This window comes from Wolbachia endosymbiont of Drosophila willistoni, assembly GCF_040084705.1.
Taxonomy (GTDB): Bacteria; Pseudomonadota; Alphaproteobacteria; order Rickettsiales; family Anaplasmataceae; genus Wolbachia; species Wolbachia pipientis.
On sequence record NZ_CP157591.1, the window covers coordinates 94,440 to 112,502 of the forward strand.

Sequence of the window (18,063 nt, forward strand, 5' to 3'; positions counted from 1 at the left end):
TTCTCAGTCAGCTATAGAAGAAAATTCGTCTGCACAAGAATTTTTCATAGTATTCAAAGTATCATAATCTGTAAAATCTAATTTTACCGGTGTAATAGTAATAAATCCTTCTTTTATTTTATTTATACTACCACTGCCTGAGTGCTCTCGAGACCAATTTAAGCTAAAAGAGCCATTCGAATTTTCAGTAAAAGTTAAATCCCCATCAATGTTATATTCACCTTGTTCAGCAAATTCTACTCCTTTTACTTTTTCCGTAGCAGGAAAATTTACACTCATCACTATGTTTTTAGGCCAACCAACCTTAACTAGCTTGGCAATAACCTTTGGTGCAAAAACCTTTGTATTGTGCCAGTCTATTTTATCATGATAAACTTGGCTCAGCGCAATAGAAGGTATAGACCTTGCAGCACCTTCCATTACAGCACCAATTGTTCCTGAATAACAAATATCGTCCCCGACATTTGATCCAATATTTACTCCGGACAATATTAAGTCTGGTTTTTTATTCATAACTTTATTTAGCGCAATAATGACACAATCTGCAGGAGTACCAGACACACTAAATTCCCTTTCACTATGTTGTTTTATTCCAATAGATTGTTTCACTGGATAATCAAGAGATCTTGCAGCTCCGCTTCTATCAGTATCTGGTGCCACTATCCATATTTCTGACGCAAAATTCCGTGCAACCTCTTTGAGTAATTTTATTCCTTCACTTCCAAAGCCATCATCGTTTGTTATCAATATTATCATATACAATACTCAGCTATACAGCTCCAAATTATGTAAACCACTGGCTGTAAATAAACTCATGAGGCTTTAAGTTTCTTTGCATAACTGTGGACTGTAACAAAGAACCTGCTGTAAATCAATAGATTTCTTGCACAGGCCATAACTGTCATTACAATAGAAACGAAAAAACTTACTTGACAAACTCCGCCAGCCCCCTTATCATAAACACTGAAGCTATTTATTTATCTTCTCTGTACAGATTAAATGACAAAAAAACTCACGTATCTGGCGTCTCATGTTTAATTTTTTGCACTATGTGCACCTTATGTCTTTATCAAACTTCTACCTACATAAGCTGAAACGCGCTTATAAAGCGTTTAAAACATAAAAAAACGCCAACTTAAAAAATGGATAGTGAATAACTAGCTACCCTAGGGTTTCTTTTGCCTTTTTTTCTGTTTAGTAAATTTCTTAAACATTTATAGCTGAGGTTAGTTGCATTTAAAAGCAGCTGAGTCGCGGTTATTAAGCGTTTAGAATAAAAAAACGCCATACTTGAAAGTATAATGTAAGTAATTAGCCAACTACGGGGCTTCTTTTGCCTTTTTTTCTGTTTAGTAAATTTCTTAAATATTTATAGCTAAACGACAACCGTCATCCCGCTGCTTGTTAGCGGGATCTAGAGATACCGCGAATGAATCGCGGTATGACGTAGGACTGCTGTCATTCCAGTCTGGAATCCAAAAAAAAGGATGATGTCATCCGAGTAGCTTGACTACTTGGATCCAGTTTTCTTTACAAATTCACAAAAAGTGCTTCATTCTATAACGCAAAACCCATACTCACCAAACCCAATGCATTACTTGCAATTAAGTTTCCTGGATCCAAGTAGTCAAGCTACTCGGATGACACCCTTTTGGATGGAGACCAGTGTCAGCTACTTTCATGACACCATTCTTTTTCCTGGATCCAAGTAGTCAGGGCACTAGGATGACAAGAGAAAGAGGCTACTGGGATGACAGCTACCCTGACAATCGTCATCCCACTACGTGTTAGCGGGATCTAGAGATACCACGGCGGTATGACGGTTCGCAGCGGTATAGTAACTCGTCATCCCGCTGCTTGTTAGCGGGATCTCTTGTTAGCGGATGAGATACCGCGAATGAATCGCGGTATGACGTGTTGCTTGGGTCAGCTATAGTATTTCTTAAAATTAATAATAAATTTCTTGGCTAGCAAGAAGCTGTAAATTTTTTTGCGAGACCTAAGCCGCTTTTGATATAGCTAAAGGTTTACTGATGATTTGTCTCATTCCACTACCTGCTGACTTACTTTCTGCTTAGCATATCCATCAAATCAGATTCTTTGAGTTTACTATGGTCAACTTTACTGAACTTATTTACCATAGAGCTCATTTGATTATACTGCTTAATTAGAAGATTAATGTCAGTTACAGTTGTTCCGGACCCCTTAGAAATTCTAAGTCTTCTTTTGCCATTTAAAATATCTGGATTTTGCCTTTCTTTTTCAGTCATTGAGTTTATGATGGCTATATATTTTTTCACTTTATTGTCATCTGGCACACTGCTACTTAGCTTTTTTGTAAATGAACTAGGAATGAATTTCATTATGTTGCTAATGCCATCCATTTTACTCAGAGTTTTTAACATTCCCACTAGGTCGTTTAGGTCGAATTTACCTTTTTTCACTTTCTTTTGTAACTTATCAATTTCTTCCTGACCAACAATCTCAGCAGCTTTTTCAACCAATGAGACAACATCACCCATGCTAAGTATCCTTTTTGCAATTCTATCGGGATAAAAATCATCGAGGTCACTTAATTTTTCACCACAAGCAATAAATTTAATTGGACAATCGGCGATCATTTTCATAGAAAGAGCAGCACCACCACGTGCATCACCATCAACACGGGTGAGAATAATGCCGGTTACACCTATTACCTCATTGAATGATTTGGCAATGTTGACCGCATCCTGGCCTATCATTGCGTCGGCTACTAAAATAACTTCTGCAGGTGAAGCTATTTCCTTTACGGCTTTCAACTCATTCATCATATTATTGTCAATATGAAGCCTGCCTGCAGTGTCTAGTATTAATACATCATAATTATCGTTCTTTGCTATTGCTATTGCCCTTTTTGTAATTGTAATGGGCTTCTCATCTATTACTACAGGTAAAGTTTGCACATCTATTTGTTTACCTAGCACTTCAAGTTGTTTCTGGGCAGCAGGCCTATAAATGTCTAAAGAGGCAAGCATCACTTTTTTCTTTTGCTTTTTTAGTTTTAAAGCAAGCTTTCCTGAGGTAGTTGTTTTACCTGCACCTTGTAAGCCCACCATCATAATCACAGCAGGGGGTTTAACTGCTAGATTTAAGTCACTTTTCTCTGATCCGAGAACTGCAACTAAATTATCCTGTACAATTTTAATTATCATTTGTGCTGGAGAAACACTTTTTATGACTTTTTCCCCAATCACTTTATCTTTAATGTCGTTGATGAATTTTTTTGCAACTTCAAGTGAAACGTCAGCTTCAATTAAGGCTATGCGTATTTCACGCATGGCAAGATTAAAATCATCTTCAGAAATGATTGACTTTCCTCTCAGTTTACTAAATACAGAATTTAAACTTTCAGTTAACGATTTAAACATAATAGCATTAGTAGAATACTCATTAAAAAGAGAGAAGAAGCTGAAACAAAACTCACTGAGTTATAACTCAGCACTTCTTTAAGTTTAGTAATATTATTAAAGTATAAACCAACAAGTGGATTAGTCAAGTTTTGCACTACGCTGGCAAACATTTCTCTAGTTTTAGAGACTAACTGATTGAACAGCAAGATAATATAGGGTATGAAAGCTCTAAAAATCCAATCAACATCCATTTTAAAATTTACTCTCGGGTAAAATAACTTGCGTAAAGGAATAAACAATAAAGTGGTACATAGTAATAAATTAAATTGCGACCAAATATTTTTTGTGTTGTACACAAAATCGAAAATCGAAGGTTTATTGTAAATAGGTAAGTAAGGATTGCCAGCGATTACGCATATAAATGCTAAAATAATCATAGTCATTTTGCTTCCTCTCTCTGCTAAAGGTTTTGACTTACTTTTTGCAATAAATAAGTAATAAAGAAACTTTAGCCCCACGCTTAAATGAAGCAGCAAATTTAGAAGCTTATATAAATTTTTATACCCTTTTAAGGCAACAGTGTTCATTTCAATTTCAGCTGTGATATATGATTTACTGATAAATCCAACGGTTCCAGGAAATGCAGCCATTGTAAGTATTGCGATTATAGCACACATGCCTTCCACTGACATCAGTTTACCCACTCCATTAAAACTAATTGTTTTTGTTTGTGAAATAATCGAATTACTGACCACAAACAATAATGATTGATAAACAAGAGAGAAGATTATATGCAGTATCAAAATTGGTATTGCTTTTTCCGAAGGACTGAGCAAACTTCCTGCAATAATCAGCAAGCCCATTTGTCCTACAACGTTATAGCATAAAAATCTGCGAATATTTTGCTCAAGAGAAGCAAATATAATGCTGTAAATTGCAGTGATGGCGCCTACAAGCGCTAATATTTCAGTACAATCTTGCCATAGGTTATAAGTGTGTAAAAGCATCACTAAAAAAGAGACTTTAGTGGTAAATAAAGAGAGATATGTGGTGCCATGTAGCGATGCAGCAGGATATGCATCAACAACCCAAAATGAAAAAGGAAAACAAGCGCAGTTTATCAATAAACCCAAAATTATCAGGTTAGTGCTTTGAAGTGCCAATCCTGCTATTAATATAACTCCAACGAAAAAGTGTACACAAGCGTACCTTATTGCAGGTCCACTATCTCTACAGCTAGCTGCGATAATAAAAAATGCACTGATGGTCATTAATTCACAGAATATTATAACCAATATCATATGTTCAGATAAAACTGCATAAAGTGAACTAATAGTGTAAGCAGCAAAAGATAGCATCTCTGAAAAAGTCAAATTTTGTGCTGGTAGAACAGCTAAAAATGCAACTGATAAAAAAGATATTAGTATGGTACGAAAAGATAAATCAAAATCTAGAATTGGGAGAGACCAATTTACTGCAATGCTCAAATTTTCAGGTAATTTTAGGACTATAACTATTAATACAGTCAGTAGAAGTAACAGTGACGATTTATAAAGTTGCACAATAATTAAAACCAATATGGTTTATGCTATCTCAATATATGAATAAAATCAATTTGCATATTAACCACTAATTAAACTAATTATCATATAATTATATCAGAGTTTAGAGGGTTATAGAGAAACCGGTCAGATTAGGTTTTTAATCTAATCTGACCGACAGCTTTAATAGTGAGGTAAGCTTTAATATAGCACTCCTAATTCATAACGCTACACTCGTGCATAATTTATTTTTAATTTGTGCACGAGCGTTAGTAAATTATTTACTTTTTGAAATAAAATTTGGCATCACTTTAATATTGAGACTTAGTAAACCTCAGTAGGTCTGCCAGTTGGGCCCATAAGAATTATTTGCTCGCCTTCTCTTAAGTGTCTGCATAAATTAGTGGAGCCGCCGATTTCCAGCACAATAGTGGAAATAATTCCTTTTTTTTTGTCTACTTCAGTGCCGGTTACGGCTATACCTTCCATAGCAAGGTTTGTATTATTGGCTTTTCTGCCATTGGTTTCAAAATTTTGCAATCTAAAGAATTGCCCAGGCTTAAAATTCTTTGCCGCAAGTGGTGCTTTGATCACTATTTCCACAACTTTGTCTGTTAAATATTGAACTTTTATAACCTTTGCAGTGAATTGCTCTTTGATTCTATTAAATAATTCTTTATTAGCCAGGTCTTCAACACTTGACCACGCATTTTTTTTCTGGCCCACAACATCACACACTGGAATGACAGAAACGAAGCTATTAACTCCACTCAAAAGCTGAGAAATAATAGGGTAGCCGTTTTTAGCACTTGCCATAGCTTTCACGACGCTGCCACTATACGAAGGGTGAAGATCACCAAAAAAGCTGATTGTTTTATTGCCTTGCTTATACACTAATATTCTATCTTTATTTTGCATTTTAGGAGAAAATATTGGGTCTATTTCTTTTCCTGATGAATTCAAATGAGTAAAATACCCATTACTTAATTTAAAATGCTTTTTATCTTCTGTTGCAATAACTGTATTTGGCTCAGTACCTGCTGCTATAAAAATAGAACGTGCTTTTATACGTTTGATTTCGCCGGATTTTGTGTCTATCAGTTTTATTAATTCAGCATGGTTATATTTATCCGTCACAACTTCAACTGGCTCTAAGTTTTCAATAAAGTAAATTCCTTCTGACAGTGCATTTTGCACCTCTTCGCTATTTAATCGATAACTTGGTGAATCTTTTAGCTCTTTTCTATATATAACTTTCACTCCCCCAAGGCTCTGCATTAACTCTAATATTTTTATTTCTCTATTCTCTTTTTTTGCTAACTTTTGCTTTTCTCGGATCAATTGTGCGTGCGATATAAACTCATTCGCAATTTCGCGCTCTTCTTCTGTCCAATCTTTTTCAACACAGTCCTTTCCATACTTATCAACTAATATCTCATAACGAAGAAGAAATTTTTCTACTTGAATTGGATAATACGCTAAAGCTTCAGTGGCAGTGTCAATCGCAGTAAGCCCCGCCCCTATGACAACTATCGGCATACGAACTTGCAGATTTGCTATAGAATCAAATTTAAGAGCGCCAGTCAGTTGTAACGACATCAGAAAATCAGATGCCATGCGTACTCCACGAGCTAGTATGTTTTTTATTTTGATCATTCGTGGCTTACCAGAGCCAAGTGCTAGGGCGATGTGATCAAAACCCAAGTTGAACGCGTCATCAGCATTAATCGTGCCACCAAAACGAATGCCTCCATAAAGTACGAAATTCTCACGTCTTTCCAGCAGTAATCTAATAATCTTTAAGTAATTCTTATCCCACCGAGAAGTAATGCCATATTCTGCCACCCCACCAAACCCTCCTGCCGTGCGTTCACTCAATTTTTCGTGTTTGAAATCTTTAATTAGCTGGAAATTATCGATCAAAGGTTCAATCTTTAGTCCATCAATGGTAATAACGTTATGCCCATCATTCAACAAATGATGAGCTAAATTAAAACCAGCAGGACCAAGGCCTACAACTAGAACGTTTTTTCCGGTGTTTTCTCTTGGCAATGAACGCTGAAAATTTAAAGGATTCCAACGGCTGAGCAGAGAATATATTTCAAATCCGTACGGTAAACTGAGCACATCATCCAGAATCCTTGTTTCAATTGCTGGCACATTTACGGGTTCTTGTTTTTGATATATGCACGAATTCATGCAGTCATTGCATATTCTGTGTCCAGTAGCCGCGCATAATGGGTTATCTATCATCACAATTGCAAGACTTGCTATGCTGTACCCTTCGCTTTTCACCAGATTCATTTCTGATATTTTCTGCTCTAGTGGGCAGCCGTGCAGTTCAACTCTAAGTGGAGACTTTTTGAAAGTATTGTCATCATTAATTAGCCCCTTTGAGCAGCTATCCTTACTTTGCTTATGACAAAATATGCAGTAGTGAGCATTATCCAATGCTTTATCTAAACTAGCCTTTTCACTTGTTAGGTCAAAACCGTATCGTCTTTTTACTTCATTTGAATACAGCACTTCAACTTTGTCTACTTCTTTTTTAGAAAATGGTATGAGGTTTTCGTGGTCAATTTTTTTATGTATGCTAAATAATATACTCTGTTTATTTTTTACTCTCCACACTGCATATTGTGCCGCAAGTTCTATTTCCTCTTTGTGATTTTCTTTATCTTCAAACCAATGCATCACCTGCTCAGCAAAATTTTTTTCTGTTGTTGGCAAAGTGAGAAAATGACTGAGTTTGTTAGTAATATCTATATTCGCCACATTAGTGTATTTCTTCAATGCATAGCGTTGGACAAATAATCTTTTGCACTTATATATTACAGCAAAGTCGTTGTGCTTTTTCTTTAGCTCCTCTATTTCTTTTTCAACATTAAAAAGTTTTGCAATAAATTCATCAAGTAAATATGAGAGGTCTATAATGAGCTGGCTATCTGTCATCCAAGTAGCTGACCGTTCTTCTTGTTTTCTAGATCCCAGTGTCAAGCACTGGGATGACGGGGGGTGACACTGGGATGATGGGAGGTGACACTGGGATGACATCGAAGAAGAAGCTGCTTTTTCTCTTGCTTCAATTAATGAACAAAACAAGCTCTCATCACATGATTTAATATAATTCAAAAATGTCTCATCTAATTTTGTTAATCCATTGCGAGTATATAGATTCGAAAATGAGATTTTGAAATTCAGCTTCATTGCTATACTATAAAGTGTACATGCTGTTTCTTACAGATGAAGATTTTATTTATTTTGCAATACTGCTGAGATTGTTGCTTCTGCAACTTTTTCTTCGCTAACAGATGCAATACACCTAAATTTGTATACACCTAAACACACACTTTGAATGTTAGCTTGAAGAATCAATGTGTCCCCTGGAGTAACTAGCTTTCTGAATTTTGCATTTTCAATGGATCTCAAGTAAACAACTTTATTTTCTATTGTTTCTTTACCTAGAACACATATAGCAGATGCCTGAGCTAGAGATTCAATTATCAAGACTCCTGGCATTATCGGATGACCAGGGAAGTGGCCAATAAAAAATGGCTCATTGAAAGTCACATTTTTGATTGCTTTTATACTTTTACCAGGATCACACTCTATAACTCTATCTACTAAGAGAAACGGATAAGAATGTGGTAGTGTTTTTATAATATCACTGATATTAAATTGCATAAGTCTATTCAATGCCTTTTAAAGCAAATTCAGGTATTTCCTTGTTTATATTGTTTAATACCACATCTGATAAATCAACTTCATCCATGGAGTATAAAACTTGGTTCTTTTTTGAAATAAATAGTACCAAATCTATGTTGTTTTTTTCTGCCGTTTTTTTAGCGACTTCTTTTATCTTGTTAAAAACACTCTCTACTGCTTCTCTATAGCTTTCTTCTAAATGTAACATTTTTTTAGCATAATTATCTCTAACATTTACAGTGTGCTTATTAAATTGTCCTGTCTTTTCCTTTTTTGCTTCTTCTGACAAAAGGTCAAATTCTTCTTTTGATGGCTTAAGTTTTTCTAACTCATTTTCAAATTCTTGTTGTAATCTAGAATTCTGCTCCTTTATTTGTTGTTGTATATTTTGCAGAGCAAGAGATTCATTGATGACTTTTTCACTATCGATAATTGCAGCCTTTGTGTTCTGAGGTTGATATCCTACAAACTTATACCCCACAAATAAGGAAATAATTAAGGCAATAACTGATATAAATAACTGTATATATTTCATTCAAATCCCCGCTTCAATAGAAAATTTAACATTTGGTGATGGTATTATATCATAAGATTCCTTTACTAAAGGAAACCCGAAATCCAATCTAAGTCTACCAAAAGGAGAAAGCATTGAAAAGCCAAAACCTGGTGACACTCTCACAAGCTTGCTATCATAGTATTTCCCTTCATACTTCTTATTTTTATCATCTAAGCCAAAAAGTGTTGCATAGTCAACAAATAGTGAGCCTTTGATACCAGCATAGTCATATAGTTTTGGTAGAGGAAAATCCACTTGCTGTGTTAGATTAAAATAAGTTTTGCCTCCTAATGAGCTTTTATTTTTGTCTTCTGCTCTTGGTCCAATACCGGAAAGGTCAAACCCTCTAATCTCATTACCCCCTTTAAAAAAGTGCTGGCCAATGTTTAGATTTTCATCAGTATAAGAAAAAATATGACCTGCCGCCATCTTAAAGCGTAGCGTTATATCATCGTCAATTTTGCTTAATATAGGGTGCGTATAAAAAGATAAGAATTCAGATTTCAGGAAATTCACGTTTCCTCCCAATCCTGAAATATCCTGACTTAAGCGCAGTAAATACCCTTCTTTTGGAGTATAGAGGTTATCCAGTTTATTATATGCCAACGTGTATCCCACTGATGAAATCTGATGTTTACCTTTTCGGTCCAGTATTATTTCAGAGATATCGGTGTCTTGTCCACCCTTATTATCCATGTGTATATGATTATACTTATAAGAATAGCGAAGGGAATTAGTTAAGTTCTCTGTGACTTTATATGATAACTTTGTAAAAAATCCCATATCGCAACTATCAAAAGTAGTGTTTGGTTTATCTTGTTTTTCATAAAATACACCCATGCCTAGTGACGTATCAGAATCGTTAAAATTATTTTCAACAAACTCTAAATCAGTAGAAAATACGTATTGACTTTTTTCAAGAGCAAAAGAGAGCTCTTTTCCAGTACCAAATAAATTACGGTCTTTGAGGTCAATTTTAATCAATGCTCCACCAGGAAGAGACACACCTCCTCCCAAATACAACGAAGTAGTGTTTTTTTCTTTAACACTTAAGTCAAGATTTACTGCATTATCATTAACTGCATAACTATTTACTTTCACTGTTTCAAAAAAATCACTACTCATTAGTTTTTTACGTGACTTTTGAATCTCAGATATATTGTACGCATCACCTTCTGCTACACTTAGCTTACTTCTGATCACTTTATCTAAAGTGCGATCGTTACCATCAATTGTAATTTGATTTATATAAATCTTTTTACCCGGCAGCACTCTGTAGGTTACATCTACAACATTGTCACGTTGTGCATACTCTGGATTAACTTTTGCAAATATATATCCTTTCTCATTTAAATATTTGTTTATTTTTTCTACTGTATTATTAATTTTAACTCTATTAAATATCTTACCGTTTTCCTCTGTTATAAAATCCAATATTTCTTCTTTTAGGCTCAAATCCTGAATTTCAGTTTCAATATTAACCTCATTATTTCCAAATAAATACTGCTGTCCTTCGTCAATCAAAAAAGTTAACTCTGTTTGATTGTTATTATCAACCTCAACAATTGGTTGAATATTATTTTGAATATATCCTTTAGATGAATAAAAATGATCGAGCAATTCTGTGTTAATCAATAGATATTGCGGTGAATAATGATTTCCGCCTTTAAAAATAGCTCTAAATAACTTACTAAATATGTCATTACTATGTCTTTTGATAACTTGCTCTAGCTCATTTTCAGAAAAGTTTTTGTTGCCTATAAATCTTATATCCTTAATTTTAGAGGTTTTGCCTTCTTTTATTTTAAAAATTAGATTGACTCTATTGCCATAAAGCTTATTCAGGTCATATTCAATTTTAACACCAATCTTACCGTTATTTCTATAAGTAGTGACTAAATTCACTAAATCGTTTTGCAATTTTGTTTCAGTTAAAATAGTTAGCGACTTTGATTGAATCACATTACTTAGCAGCTCTTTGCTGTTAAATAACTTATTGCCTTTTAACACTACCTTGTTAATCAGTGGATTTTCTTGAATTTTTATTACTAAATTTTTTTTATCATCTATGTAAGCATTAACACTAGCAAATAACTTTGTTTTATATAGATCTTTTATAATTGAGTCTATATCATCGTCGTTTATATAATCACCAGATTTTAGTTTTATATAGAACCCTATTGTCTGGTTGCTTACCCTCTCATTACCAATACATTTGACATCTTTCACCTGCACTTTTTCCGCAGTTCCTAAAGCAACAAGCAGGGCAGGAAAAGAAATAAAAACCACTACCAGTATATAAAATAGCTTTTTCATATTTTATTTCAAAAAAGATCCCTAATATCATTTGACATTCCAGTTGCCATAAGCAAAAACAACACTAAAGCACCAAAAATAGCTGCATATTTTTGACATTTCAAGCTTAAATCCCTACGTATAACCGCTTCTATGATATAATGAAATAAATGCCCACCATCTAGCAGTGGTATTGGCAGCAAGTTAATTGCAGCTAAATTAGCTGAAATGATTGCCATAAAATATAGAACCATAATAAATCCCTTTTTAGCTGATTGTCCTGAATATTTTGCGATTTTTATTGGTCCACCTATTTCACTTGCACTCCTCTTACCAACAATAATTTGAAAGATAGCTTTAATCGTTAAGCACATAGTGTGGTAAGTTTCACTTACTGATAAGCTCACAGCCCCAAGAAAAGACGACTGCTTTAATGTATTGACTGAAATAATCCCTATAGTTTCTCTTTCTATTGTGTTGCCAAAAACGTCTTTGTCCTTGATTATTAATGGAGTTAAACTGGTCCTGTGCTTCTCATTATTTCTGCTATACTCAATCTCCATTCTTGTTTTAGGATTCGACATTATCACACGTGAAATATCTTCAAAGTATTTTATTTTATGCTCATTGATTTGTGTAATAGTGTCACCTGGCAACAAACCAGCTTGCTTAGCTGCACTACCTTCGATTACATTTTCAATCACCGGTGGAGTGCGATAATAACCTGCTATGCTAAAAAATATTGTAAAAGCTATAACAGCAAATACCATGTTTGCAAAAGGCCCTGCAAAAACTACTGCTGCTTTTTTATGACGCGGTTTTGTATGAAATGAATACAATTTTTCTTCTTCCGTTAATTCTTGTTGATCAGCTGGGACACTCGCTGCATTAGTATCTCCTAGCATTTTAACATAACCACCCAATGGAACAACGCTTAATTTCCATCTAGTTCCAGACTTATCGTTAAAACCAAAAATTTCAGGACCAAAACCTATGGAAAAAGATTCAACTTTAACTTTGCATGCTTTGGCAACAACATAATGCCCATATTCATGCACGAATACTATGACAGAAATTATTAAAGAAAATGATAAAAAATAATATATTCCATCGCTAAATTGATGGATAAGATTAGAAATTAATTCCACCTGTATATTTAGATCTTAACAAAATGTTAAGTATATTAAAATGCGCCTCGCTTGACAAGTATTTAGTTTAACTTTTAAATTAAAAAAAGTTTAATTGTAATGACAGATACCTCACTACTCAGAAGAAAATTAATATATAGAAGCTGGCATAGGGGTTGCAAAGAAACCGATATACTTTTAGGGCATTTCGCATTGAAATATCTTGATAAATTTTCCTTAAGCGAACTAATCGAATACGAAAAAATAGTTGATCTTGATGATTACGAATTATATTGTTACATAACTCGTAAGACAAACCTCCCTCCTGGCTTGAATAGTCAGATAGTCAATTTAATTGCTTGCTTTATTGAAGCTAATCCTTTATGCACTCAAGATTAGTGATAATCTTATTTACCTTATCTAGTACCTCAGTATATTCTATTCTTTTCTCGTTTCTATACTTTTCGCGCTCTTGATTTACTTCATCTAATCGCTTTGTTAATTCTAAAATTTTATCCTCAAGAATTAGTGCTGCAAGTAAGAAATTTAATGCATCCGAACCCTTACCTCCAGTTTTTTGAGATACAGAACTAACTAACTTGTCAAAACTATTAGCAAGGCGTAATAAATGATTCCCCTTCCCACTTTCGCAAGATATTTTATATGTGTTATTACGTATAACTATTTCTACTACTTGCATATGGTGCTAAAAATTTCTATCGTACAGTATAAACTCAAACCCCTACTTTCATCTTATTTATGGTATAAATTTTTATTCATTTATCAAATCAGATAATTTTTTACTGCTACGAAAATATGTTTTAAAGTATTGATTCTTTGTAAACTTCTGTAACATTAAATGGCTTGTTTCTTTCAAGTTATAACTTCTAACTGAAAAAGAACCAAACCCCCTAATTTCAACTCTATTATGATGTTTCAATGTGCTTGAAAGTATCCCAAAAAATCTATCAACTATAGCTGCTATAACAACCTTATCTAAAAAAGGATGTCTTTTTGCTACCCTCGCTATTATATCAGATTTTGTTGCCATTTATATGAAGCCAAAATAAGTAAACCTTATCACTTAGCAGATAATGCTATGTTATATTCTTCAACACCCAATACTTCAACTTCTATTTTTTCTGATATAGAGAATTTTTTATTCTCTGGTAAATGCTCTTGATCTATTAGAAGGGTTACATCGTTCTCAACTTCAACGACTAGTCCATTATCTTCTCTCTTATCTACAATAACCTGTATTTTATCACCTACCTTAACTTTCTTTATCAGTTCTTCAAGAGGATCATACTCTATTTGTTTTATTCCAAGATAAATTCTTGCCCGATTCACGTTAGCCCTTATTACTTTTGCTTCTATTTTATCACCTACATTATACTTCTTTATCTCATCTGAACCATTTTTAGACCAACTAAAATCTTTCACATATATTGTCCCTTCTACGTTCTCATCTATTTCAGAATCACCGAAAGCAACAGATACATATGAGCCGGTATTATTCTTCACTTCACCAGAAACAATAGAACCAGGAGGATATTTATTGATAAATACTTGCCAAGGGTTGTCTACACACCTTTTCATGCTTAAACTCATCCTACTCTTAGCAATGTCAATACTGAGAATTTTTACATATACTTCTTGTCCCCTTGTTACGAGACTACTAACTGGTAAATTACTCTTAACCCAAGTTATTTCTGACGAGTGCACTAAACCTTCAATTCCAGGTCTAAGCTCAACAAATAATCCATAACCTTCTATGCTTGTTACATAACCCTTATGCACACTATCAACTGGATATTTTGACTCTGCATCTTGCCAAGGGCTATCTTCTAGCTGCTTCACACCCAAGGAAATTTTAGCATTTTCCTTATCTATTTTTATAATTTTAACTTTTATAGTCTGACCACAAGTAAAAACTGCAGACGGATGACTTACCCTACTCCAAGAGATATCTGTAATATGTAACAATCCATCTATAACTCCCACTACATCTGATTCATGAATACCGACAAATACACCGTAATGAGTGATACTTTTTATTTTCCCTTCTATTATATCGCCTTCATTTAAAGATTCTAAAAATTTAATTTTTTCACCAGCGTGCAATTTTTCTAACACCAGCTTTCTTGATACTACAATATTGCCCTGCTTCTTATCCATTTTAAGCACGATGAACTTTTGTTCAGTTTCAATAAGGTGCTTCGCATCTTTTACTTGCTTCAAATCCACATGACTCAGCGGTAAAAAAGCGCTTATTCCGTCACCAAGATCAACAATAAAGCCACATTTAATTGAGCGTTTAATAACTCCGCTTACTTCAGCCCTTGTAACTGTATCTTCTTCCAACTTATTCCATTTTTCGTCCCTAATTGCTTTTTCACGACTAAGAACAACATTACCATGATAATCTTCAATTCTTTCCACATAAACTCTGATTTTCGAGCCAATAATGACCTCATCATTACAACCGAGTTCCTTGATCAGAATTCTCCCGTCAGATTTTAAACCAATATCAACCACAACGTCGTTAGGGTTTATTCTTGTAATTACACCTTCTACCACATCTCCTTCTTTAATTTTGTTAACAAAAGAATCTTCAAACAAGGTATTATCTTGATCCTCAAATTGGCCTTGACATATCTCTTCTATAAATTTGTTTGATGATAGCTTTCTGATAGTAACCGGTAGATTTACGACTGGATTATTATTATTCATACCTTTAACTTAAACTTTATTAGAACTCATATATTATATAATATTAACAATTATTGACAAGTAATTTTTCATTAACTCATTTCGAGAATTGTTTAAGCTATATAAAATATAGTGAGAAAATTATATATGTATCAAGAATATGCTATTTAAGAATAGCAAGTGGATTAGATCGTTCTCCAGAAGGTCCAGGCTAAAACCTGATGTTGATGAAATATTGGAAAAATATTCTATTCAAAACAGCAAGGAATCTATAGAGAAAATTGTAAATTCACAAAAAAGAATATGGGTAGAAATAGGCTTTGGCAACGGTGAAAATATGCTTTACCAGGTGCTCAATGAACCTGATCTATTATTTATAGGATGTGAGCCCTACTTAAAGGGGGTTTCTCGCTTGCTAACAAACATAGAAATACAGAACATAAAAAATATTTTAATGTGGACAGAAGATGCAAGAGAATTGATTGCAAATTTTCCTGATAACAGTGTTGAAAGATTCTTTATTCTCTTTCCAGATCCATGGCCAAAAAGAAGTCACAATAAAAGACGATTAATTAATACGGAATTTTTAAATTTATTAGCAAAAAAAATACTTATAACAGGGGAAATATTCATTGCAACCGATCATCAGGACTATGCAGAGTGGATAGCATCACATATAAAGCAGTGTAACTCTTTAATCTATAGGGAAGACGATTTCACAAGTTATACTCTTACAAAATACCACAGAAGAGCGCTCAAAGATCAGCGTAAAGTGAGGTTCTTTAAAGTAAGTGTTATTAATAATTTGCAGACTATGGATCAATAGAGTTTTTGCATATCTCTTTTACGTTAACTATAGATTAAAAATAATAAAAAAAGAGGGAGAAATAGAGTAAATTCCTTTAACTACTTCTCCTTATGAAGGAATAGACTTCTTGCATAACCCAAACTAAGTAGAAAAAAGGTATCATCCAAGTAGCCCCTTTCTCGTCATGCCGCTGCGAATCGTCATACCGCCGCGGCGCTAACACGTAGCGGGATGATGAGGCTTATCGTCATGCCACCGCGAACCGTCATACCGTCACGGTATCTCTTAGCCGCTAACAAGTAGCGGGATGACGGTTGTCAGGTTAGCTGTTATCCCAGTTTTTGACACTGGGATGACAACGAAGGGCTACTTGGATGACAGGGAAGGATGCTGGAATGAAGGTTTTTCAAATTGTCAATAAACCTAAATCTATAATAACTATTTGCCTTTTTTCTAGGTTATGCAAGAAGTCTACTGAATAACAGTAAGATTTTTCAATCCTGTTCCACAGCAAATTTTAGTGCCATGTGAGTAGTTATGGTGCTGTTAACAATCAAAATAACAAAAACTAAGATGGTGATTAGTAGTGTATAAATATTCAAGGATAAATTTTCAAATTGAGTTAGCATTTTAAAATACACAAAGGTTGGCATTATCATTGGCAAAACAAGAATTTGCGATACTCCTGATGCTAAGTTGTTTTGACCAATCATCAATGCATTTCCAGTAGCTGAAATATTAGTGATTATCAGCGTATTAAATAATAAAGACACTCCAACTGCTATTGAGTGTTCAATACTATTGCCTAGAATTGCAAAGCTGAATATGGAAGAAATTACTGAAATCGGTAACCCAAATAATAACCAGTGAGCGAAAATTTTATAAGCAACTATAAGCCTAGAAGAGAGTGGCTGTACAAAGATTTGCTCTAATATTCCATCATGATAATCAGATGTAAACAAATTATTTGTAGAAATCTGCAAAACAAATGTAGCACATATCCATGTTAATGTTAACATAACTTCTTGTTTATTGTTGTTTTTAAGTGTAAATGAAGATAAACTTAACATCATGATAAAAATACATACTATATAGGTAGAGTTCTTATCATCTATTACTAATTTTTTTACTGAGTCGATCATACTAGGCTTTTAAATGTTTATTATAAATTATAGTGTTTACTTTGAGGTAGTATAATTTTTTGTTCATAAATTATATAGGTTTTATTATTTTTTTGATAATGCAATTATGGAAAAGTTACCAAAAATAAAGTCACCAGAAGATTACACTCCTTCAGAAGATGAAGAATATATGAGCGTAAAACAACTGGAATACTTCAGCTTAAAGTTACAATCAATACTCGCTGAGTTAGAGAAACAAGAACTAGAAGATAATAGTATTGATACATACTATTCTGATGAAGATAGTGGAAACGAGGAATTAATCAAGCGTCGAAAAGATAGAAAAGAAAAAATTAAGGAGGCGTTAGAAAAAATAAAATTAGGCACTTATGGTTACTGCGATGGAACAGGAGAAGAAATAGGAGTCGAAAGACTTAAAGCTAATCCGCTTGCTATATATTGTATTGAAGAGCAAGAGAGAGTAGAAAAAGAAAAGAACGTGTACAACATTAACGATTAATTTACACATAAGTGGTGAGCCCATTGGACTTCAAGAGGAGCAAGAGGCGCTGAAGTATGTTATGCTATAAAGAAAGTGGAAAATTGGACATTCTCAACTTGACTCCTGCAGATTAAAAATTAAGTTGTATCCGTTCAGGCAATGGCGTCAACTTAAGGAAAAATATCAGCGATAGTGTATAAAATTTCTCTCCAAATTTTTTATCATTAAATTATCCAAAGAGTGCAAGGGACAGCACTTTTGTTTCTGTTTTATTTCAACAAAGAAGTCTAAAATGTGTCCTTTTTAG

The 18,063-nt window shown here is 33.9% G+C and carries 15 protein-coding genes; 3 read left to right on the plus strand and 12 right to left on the minus strand.

Going from position 1 to position 18,063, the window contains the following annotated elements:
• Positions 1-3 precede the first annotated feature (3 nt).
• The 8 genes from surE to rseP form a co-directional block, all read right to left on the minus strand.
• Positions 4-756: a 5'/3'-nucleotidase SurE gene (gene surE, locus ABL518_RS00570; protein ID WP_010081939.1), complete on the minus strand. Its 753-nt coding sequence runs from the start codon at positions 754-756 to the stop codon at positions 4-6.
• Between the two features lie 1,307 nt (positions 757-2,063).
• Positions 2,064-3,407, minus strand: coding sequence for a signal recognition particle protein (ffh, locus tag ABL518_RS00575; RefSeq protein WP_095742798.1), 1,344 nt, complete (start codon positions 3,405-3,407; stop codon positions 2,064-2,066).
• A complete protein-coding gene (locus tag ABL518_RS00580) occupies positions 3,392-4,951 on the minus strand; it encodes a proton-conducting transporter membrane subunit (RefSeq protein ID WP_038228212.1) in 1,560 nt (519 codons plus the stop codon). Before ABL518_RS00580 ends, ffh begins: the two co-directional genes overlap by 16 nt.
• 303 nt (positions 4,952-5,254) lie before the next feature.
• Positions 5,255-8,137, minus strand: a complete 2,883-nt coding sequence (locus ABL518_RS00585) for an FAD-dependent oxidoreductase (RefSeq protein WP_010963032.1) — start codon at positions 8,135-8,137, stop codon at positions 5,255-5,257.
• Positions 8,138-8,182: 45 nt separating this feature from the next.
• Positions 8,183-8,614, minus strand: coding sequence for a 3-hydroxyacyl-ACP dehydratase FabZ (gene fabZ, locus ABL518_RS00590; protein WP_010082082.1), 432 nt, complete (start codon positions 8,612-8,614; stop codon positions 8,183-8,185).
• Positions 8,615-8,618: 4 nt separating this feature from the next.
• Entirely contained in the window at positions 8,619-9,170 is a 552-nt protein-coding gene (locus tag ABL518_RS00595) for an OmpH family outer membrane protein (protein WP_010082083.1), read from the minus strand.
• Positions 9,171-11,507, minus strand: a complete 2,337-nt coding sequence (bamA, locus tag ABL518_RS00600; RefSeq protein ID WP_010082084.1) for an outer membrane protein assembly factor BamA — start codon at positions 11,505-11,507, stop codon at positions 9,171-9,173.
• An 8-nt stretch (positions 11,508-11,515) separates the two neighbouring features.
• Positions 11,516-12,634 carry an RIP metalloprotease RseP gene (rseP, locus tag ABL518_RS00605; protein WP_010082085.1) on the minus strand — a complete coding sequence of 373 codons (1,119 nt, stop codon included), beginning with the start codon at positions 12,632-12,634 and terminating at the stop codon, positions 11,516-11,518.
• Between the two features lie 99 nt (positions 12,635-12,733).
• Here rseP and ABL518_RS00610 point away from each other — a divergent pair, with 99 nt between their 5' ends.
• On the plus strand, positions 12,734-13,012 hold the full coding sequence (locus tag ABL518_RS00610) for a succinate dehydrogenase assembly factor 2 (RefSeq protein ID WP_006279484.1): 279 nt from the start codon (positions 12,734-12,736) through the stop codon (positions 13,010-13,012).
• Here the strand turns inward: ABL518_RS00610 and ABL518_RS00615 are convergent.
• From ABL518_RS00615 to ABL518_RS00625, 3 genes are all read right to left on the minus strand, one after another.
• Positions 12,987-13,313, minus strand: coding sequence for a cell division protein ZapA (locus ABL518_RS00615; protein ID WP_010082086.1), 327 nt, complete (start codon positions 13,311-13,313; stop codon positions 12,987-12,989). The genes ABL518_RS00610 and ABL518_RS00615 overlap by 26 nt on opposite strands.
• A 72-nt stretch (positions 13,314-13,385) precedes the next feature.
• A complete protein-coding gene (locus ABL518_RS00620; RefSeq protein WP_010082087.1) occupies positions 13,386-13,664 on the minus strand; it encodes an HU family DNA-binding protein in 279 nt (92 codons plus the stop codon).
• A gap of 29 nt (positions 13,665-13,693) precedes the next feature.
• Positions 13,694-15,346, minus strand: coding sequence for a 30S ribosomal protein S1 (locus ABL518_RS00625; protein WP_095742799.1), 1,653 nt, complete (start codon positions 15,344-15,346; stop codon positions 13,694-13,696).
• 139 nt (positions 15,347-15,485) lie between these two features.
• Between ABL518_RS00625 and trmB the strand changes: the two genes are divergently transcribed.
• Positions 15,486-16,151 carry a tRNA (guanosine(46)-N7)-methyltransferase TrmB gene (gene trmB, locus ABL518_RS00630; protein WP_012673367.1) on the plus strand — a complete coding sequence of 222 codons (666 nt, stop codon included), beginning with the start codon at positions 15,486-15,488 and terminating at the stop codon, positions 16,149-16,151.
• Positions 16,152-16,627: 476 nt separating this feature from the next.
• On the opposite strand, the gene ABL518_RS00635 is transcribed toward trmB, so the two are convergent.
• Positions 16,628-17,275, minus strand: a complete 648-nt coding sequence (locus ABL518_RS00635) for a heme exporter protein CcmB (RefSeq protein WP_095742800.1) — start codon at positions 17,273-17,275, stop codon at positions 16,628-16,630.
• A 106-nt stretch (positions 17,276-17,381) separates the two neighbouring features.
• Between ABL518_RS00635 and ABL518_RS00640 the strand changes: the two genes are divergently transcribed.
• Positions 17,382-17,774 carry a TraR/DksA family transcriptional regulator gene (locus tag ABL518_RS00640; protein WP_010963040.1) on the plus strand — a complete coding sequence of 131 codons (393 nt, stop codon included), beginning with the start codon at positions 17,382-17,384 and terminating at the stop codon, positions 17,772-17,774.
• The last annotated feature ends 289 nt before the right edge of the window (positions 17,775-18,063 follow it).